The sequence below is a fragment of the Streptomyces sp. NPDC029014 genome, from assembly GCF_055564695.1.
The window spans coordinates 1-6,899 of sequence record NZ_JBVHVT010000158.1; the positions used below are offsets into that span (position 1 = coordinate 1).

The window sequence follows — 6,899 nt, forward strand, 5'->3', positions numbered from 1 at the left end:
GTATCTCGCCGCGTGAGGCCCTGGCCATGGACCCGCAGCAGCGTCTGCTGCTGGAGACGACGTGGGAGGCGTTCGAGCGGGCCGGTATCGACCCGGCCAGCGTCCGCGGCAGCCAGGCCGGCGTGTTCGTCGGCACCAACGGCCAGGACTACGACTCGTCCTTCCAGGTCATTCCGGACGGCATCGAGGGCTTCCTCGGCACCGGCAACGCGGCGAGCGTGGTCTCCGGTCGCCTCTCGTACGCCTTCGGACTCGAGGGTCCGGCCGTGACGGTCGACACCGCCTGCTCGGCTTCGCTGGTGGCGCTGCACTGGGCGATCCAGGCCCTGCGCAGCGGCGAGTGCTCGCTGGCCCTGGCCGGTGGTGTGACCGTGATGTCGTCGCCGGGTGCCTACATCGACTTCAGCCGCCAGCGCGGCCTCGCCGCCGACGGCCGCATCAAGGCCTTCGCCGCGAGCGCCGACGGCACCGGCTGGGGCGAGGGCGTGGGCATGCTGCTCGTCGAGCGGCTGTCCGACGCCCGGCGCAACGGTCACCCCGTGTTGGCGGTGGTCCGCGGCTCGGCGATCAACCAGGACGGGGCCAGCAACGGCCTCACCGCCCCCAACGGCCCGTCCCAGCAGCGCGTCATCCGCGCCGCCCTCGCAAGCGCCGGCCTGTCGACCACGGACGTCGACGCGGTCGAGGCGCACGGCACGGGTACCCGCCTGGGCGACCCGATCGAGGCCCAGGCCCTGCTCGCAACCTACGGCCAGGCCCGCCCGGCCGACCAGCCGCTGCTGCTCGGTTCCATCAAGTCGAACATCGGTCACACGCAGGCCGCGGCCGGTGTCGCCGGCGTCATGAAGATGGTCCTCGCCATGCAGCACGGGGTGCTTCCGAAGACCCTGCACGTGAACGAGCCCACCCCGCACGTCGACTGGACCGCCGGCGACATCGAGCTCCTCACCGAGCAGCGGGTGTGGCCGGAGACCGGCCGCCCGCGCCGGGCCGGTATCTCCTCGTTCGGTTTCAGCGGCACCAACGCCCACACGATCATCGAGCAGGCTCCGGCGGCCGACGGCGCCACGCCGGCCGTGCTCCCGCAGCAGCGGCCCGGTCTCCTGCCGTGGGTGCTGTCCGCGAAGTCCGACGCCGCCCTGCAGGTGCAGGCCGAGCGGCTGGCAGCGCGGATCGCCGCGGACGAGACGCTCGAACCCGCGGACGTGGCCTACTCCCTGGCCACCTCCCGGTCGGCACTCGACCGCCGGGCCGTCGTCGTCGCGGGGGAGCGGGACGCGTTCCTGGCCGTCCTCACCGCCATCGCTGCCGGTGAGCAGACCGCCGGCGTGGTGCGGGGAACCGTGACCAGCGGCGGCGCCTCGGCCTTCCTCTTCACGGGCCAGGGCAGCCAGCGCCTCGGTATGGGGCGTGAGCTGTACGACGCCCAGCCGGCGTTCGCGGACGCGCTCGACGCGGTCTGCGCCCGCATGGACGCCCACCTCGAACTGCCCCTGAAGGACGTCCTCTTCGGTTCCGACGCCGCCGCGCTGGACCGGACGGAGTACACGCAGCCCGCGCTGTTCGCGATCGAGGTGGCCCTGTTCCGGCTCGTCGAGAGCTGGGGTCTGCGGCCCGACTTCCTCGCCGGCCACTCCATCGGTGAGATCGCCGCCGCGCACGTCGCGGGCGTGCTGTCGCTGGACGACGCCTGCACCCTGGTCGCGGCCCGTGGCCGGCTGATGCAGGCGCTGCCGGCCGGTGGCGTGATGATCGCGCTGCAGGCGTCGGAGGACGAGGTCCTGCCGCTGCTGACCGACGCCGACCGGGTGTCCATCGCCGCGGTCAACGGCCCGCAGTCGGTCGTCATCGCCGGGGACGAGGACGCCGCGGTCGCCATCGCGGAAGCCTTCGAGGGCCAGGGCCGCAAGACCAAGCGGCTCACCGTCAGCCACGCCTTCCACTCGCCGCACATGGACGCCATGCTCGACGAGTTCCGCCAGGTGGCGGCCGGGCTGACGTTCGCGGCCCCCACCTTCCCGATCGTGTCGTGCCTCACCGGCGCCGTCGTCACCGACGAGATGGTTTCCGCGGAGTTCTGGGTCCGGCACGTCCGCGAGGCGGTCCGCTTCCTCGACGGCGTCCGCACCCTGGAAGCCGCCGGTGTGACGGCCTACATCGAGCTCGGCCCGGACGGGACCCTGTCCGCGCTGGCCCAGGGCTGCACGACCGGTGACACCGACGGCGCGCTCTTCGTGCCCGTCCTCCGCAAGGACCGCGAAGAGAACGAGACGATCACCACCGCCCTCGCGCAGGCCCACGTCCAGGGCGTGGCCGTCGACTGGGAGGCGTTCTTCGCGGGCACGGGTGCCCGCCGGGTCGACCTGCCGACGTACGCGTTCCAGCGGCAGCGGTTCTGGCCGAGTGCGGCGGCGTTCGTCGCCGGGGACCCGGAGTCGATCGGTCTCGGCGATGCCGGGCACCCGCTGCTCGGCGCGGCCGTGGCTCTCGCCGACTCGGAGGGTGTGCTGCTCGCCGGCCGGCTGTCGCTCGACACGCACCGCTGGCTCGTCGACCACACCATCCACGACAGCGTCCTGCTGCCCGGCACCGCCTTCGTGGACCTCGCCGTGCGCGCCGGTGACCAGGTCGGCTGCGACGTGGTGGAGGAGCTGACGCTGGAGGCGCCGCTCGTCCTGCCCGAGCGCGGCGGCGTACAGCTCCAGCTGGTGGTCGAGGCGCCGGACGGCGCGGGCCGACGGCCGTTCGCGGTGTACTCGCGCCGCCAGGACGCCCTCGCCGAGGAGCCCTGGACCCGCCACGGGTCCGGTGCCCTCGCGGCCGGTCCCCGCCCCGAGTCCGAGCAGGAGTTCGGCGAGCTGGCCGCCTGGCCGCCGGCCGGCGCCCTGCCGGTCGACATCGACGGGCTGTACCAGGACCTCGCCGGCGACGGCATGGCCTACGGGCCGTTGTTCCAGGGCCTGAAGGCGGCGTGGCGCCGCGGCAACGAGCTGTTCACCGAGGTCGTGCTCCCGGAGGACGGTCGCAGTGACGCGGCCCGGTTCGGACTGCACCCGGCCCTGCTCGACGCCGGCCTGCACGCCATCGGACACGGCGAGCACACGGACCAGGACGGTCCGGGCGCCATGCTGCCCTTCTCCTGGGCCGGCGTCTCCCTCTACGCGGTGGGCGCATCCGCCCTCCGGATGCGCCTGACCCCGGTCTCGGCCGACGACCCGCACACGCTGGCTCTGCTGGTGGCCGACGAGACCGGACGCCCCGTGGCGGCCGTCGAGTCGCTGATGCTCCGCCCGGCCTCCGCCGACCAGGTGCAGGGGGCCGGTGCCGGCCACCTCGACTCGCTGTTCCGCGTGGAGTGGGCGGCCCTGCCCGCTGCGGCCGCCCCGGCGGCCGCCGACCTCCGGTGGGCCGTGCTCGGCCGCGACGAGATCGGCCTGGCCGGTACGGGTGCCCACGTCACCGAGTACGCCGACGCCGGCGTACTCGGCGCGGCACTCACCGACGGCGAACCGGCTCCGGACGCGGTGTTCGTCCTCCCGGCCGCCGCCGACGCCCGCACGGGCGACACGGTGGAAGCCGTCCACGCCGCGGTGAACGAGGCGCTGGCGACGGTGCAGGAGTGGCTGGCCGACGAGCGGTTCGCGGCCACGCGCCTGGTGTGGCTGACGTCGGGAGCGGTGGCCGTCGAACGCGGTGCGGGCGTGCAGGACCTGGCGGGCAGTGCGGTGCGCGGCCTGCTGCGCTCCGCCCAGTCGGAGAACCCGGGCCAGCTCGTCATGATCGACCTGGACCCGGAGCAGTCGTCGCAGGCGTCGCTGGCGGCGGTTCCCGCAGCGCTGACGACCGGGGAGCCGGAGCTCGCCGTCCGCGGCGGCGCGCTGAGCGCCGCCCGCCTGGTGCGCGTGCCGTCCTCGGACAGCGCCGCCGGGTCCTCGGCCGTGGTGCTGGGGGACTCGTCCGGGACCGTGCTGGTCACGGGTGCGACGGGTGGCCTGGGCCGGTTGTTCGCCCGGCACCTGGTGACGGCGTACGGGGTGCAACGGCTGCTGCTCACCAGCCGGCGCGGTACGGGCGCGGCCGGTGCCGTCGAGCTGATGGCGGAGCTGGAGCAGCTGGGTGCGCACGTCGACCTCGTCGCGTGTGACGTGTCGGACCGGAATGCGCTGGCCGGGCTGCTGGCGTCCGTGCCGGTGGAGCACCCGCTGACCGCCGTGGTCCACACGGCGGGTGTACTGGACGACGGCATCCTGGCGTCGCTGACCCCGGAACGGGTGGCGGCCGTGCTGCGTCCGAAGGTGGACGCCGCCTGGAACCTCCACGAACTGACCCGCAAGCTCGACCTGTCGGCGTTCGTCCTCTTCTCCGGCGCCGCCGCCACCTTCGGTGCCGCCGGCCAGGCGAACTACGCGGCAGCGAACGCGTTCCTGGAGGGCCTGGCCGAACTGCGCCGCGCCGAGGGCCTGACCTCGACCTCGCTCGCCTGGGGCCTGTGGGCCCCGCAGGCCGGCAACGCCGCCGACGGCGGCGGCATGGCCGCGAGCCTCGACGACGCCAACCTGCGCCGCCTCGCCCGCGAGGGCGTGGCCGCCCTCGCCGCCGACGAGGGCCTGGCCCTCTTCGACACGGCGATGACGGTGGATGCGGCGGTGCTGCTGCCGATGCACCTCGACGTGGCCGTGCTGCGCGCCCAGGCCGTGTCCGCGGGCACCACCCCGGCGCTGCTGCGGGCCCTCGTACGCGTCCCGGCACGCCGGACCGTCGAACGGCGCAGCGGCGTCGGCGCGGACGGCGGCTCGCCGCTGGTGGCCCGCCTCACGGGTCTGCCGGTCGACGAGCAGGAGGGTGTGCTGCTGGACCTGGTGTGCGGCCGGGTCGCGGCGGTGCTCGGTCACTCCGGCGCCGACGCGGTGGACGCGGAGCGCGCCTTCCGGGACCTCGGCTTCGACTCCCTCACCGCGGTCGAGCTGCGCAACGTCCTCAAGGCGGAGACGGGACTGCGCCTGCCCCCGACCCTGATCTTCGACTACCCGACCCCGACCGCGCTGGCCGGGCACCTGCTGGCCGAGCTCGGAGTGGACGGGGAGTCCGGTGACCACGCGGGTACGGCGCCCGGTGCGCGGACGCCGGTGGTGACCGCCGCGGGCCTCGCCGACGACCCGATCGTGATCGTCGGCATGGGCTGCCGCTTCCCCGGCGGGGTCCGTACGCCCGAGGACCTGTGGCAGCTCGTCGCCACGGGCGGCGACGGCATCACCGCGTTCCCCGCCGACCGCGGCTGGGACGTGGAAGCCCTTTACCACCCGGACCCGGACCACGTGGGGACCACGTACACGCGTGAGGGCGGCTTCCTGCTCGACGCGGCCGAGTTCGACCCGGCGTTCTTCGGGATCTCCCCGCGCGAGGCCCTCGCCATGGACCCGCAGCAGCGCCTGCTGCTGGAGACCTCCTGGGAGGCGTTCGAGCGGGCCGGCATCGACCCGACGTCGATGCGCGGCAGCCGGACCGGCGTCTTCGCCGGCGTCATGTACCACGACTACGCGACCGGCTACGGAAACGGCGAGGAGCTGCCCGAGGGCGTCGAGGGCTACCTCGGCACCGGTAACTCCGGCAGCATCGCCTCCGGGCGCGTCTCGTACGCCTTCGGGCTGGAAGGCCCGGCGGTCACGGTCGACACGGCGTGCTCGTCGTCGCTCGTCGCGCTGCACTGGGCGATCCAGGCGCTGCGCAACGGCGAGTGCGACATGGCCCTGGCAGGCGGTGTCGCGATCATGGCGACGCCCGAGACGTTCGTCGACTTCAGCCGCCAGCGCGGGCTCTCCGCCGACGGCCGCTGCAAGTCCTTCGCGGAGGCCGCGGACGGTACGGGCTGGGCCGAAGGCGCGGGCATGCTGCTCGTCGAGCGGCAGTCGGACGCCGTGCGCAACGGCCACCCGATCCTCGCCGTGGTGCGTGGCTCGGCGGTCAACCAGGATGGTGCGAGCAACGGGCTCACCGCCCCGAACGGTCCGTCGCAGCAGCGCGTCATCCGCGAAGCGCTGGCCGTGTCCGGCCTGTCGACGGCCGATGTGGACGCGGTGGAGGCGCACGGTACGGGTACCCGTCTCGGTGACCCGATCGAGGCGCAGGCGCTGCTGGCCACGTACGGCCAGGACCGGCCGGAGGACCGGCCGCTGCTGCTGGGTTCCATCAAGTCGAACATCGGTCACACGCAGGCCGCTGCCGGTGTCGCCGGCGTGATCAAGATGATCATGGCGATGCGGCACGGAGTGCTGCCGCAGACCCTGCACGTCGACACGCCGTCGAGCCACATCGACTGGGAGGCCGGTGATGTCACCCTCCTGACGGAGGCCGTGGAGTGGCCGGAGACCGGCCGTCCGCGGCGGGCGGGCGTCTCGTCCTTCGGCATCAGCGGCACCAACGCGCACACGATCATCGAGCAGCCGCCGGCCCTGGAAGCGGCGACGGCGCCCGAGACCGACCAGGCGGCGCCCGTCGTCCCCTGGGTGCTCACGGGCAAGGGCGAGCAGGCGCTGCGCGAGCAGGCACGTCGCCTCCAGGACTTCGTCCTCTCCGCGCCGGACACCCGTCCGGTCGACATCGCCTGGTCGCTGGCGGCCGGTCGGGCCCGCTTCGAGGACCGCGCTGCGGTCGTGGCCGCGGACCGTGCGGGTCTGCTGGCCGGTCTCGCCGCCCTGGCGGAGGGCCACTCGGCGGCGGGCGTCGTCACGGGCTCGCCGGTCGCTGGGAAGGTCGCCTTCCTGTTCACCGGGCAGGGCAGCCAGCGCCTGGGCATGGGTCGTGAGCTGTACGACTTCTTCCCGGTGTTCGCGGATGCGCTCGACACGGTGTGCGAGCGTCTCGATGCGCTGCTCGAACTGCCGTTGAAGGACGTCCTGTTC

At 74.1% G+C, this 6,899-nt stretch carries 1 protein-coding gene; it reads left to right on the plus strand.

Translation table 11 applies throughout. The annotated features are described in order from the left end of the window. A partial coding sequence (locus ACZ4VL_RS39715) for a type I polyketide synthase (RefSeq protein WP_468210629.1) occupies window positions 1-6,899 on the plus strand: 6,899 nt, incomplete at both ends.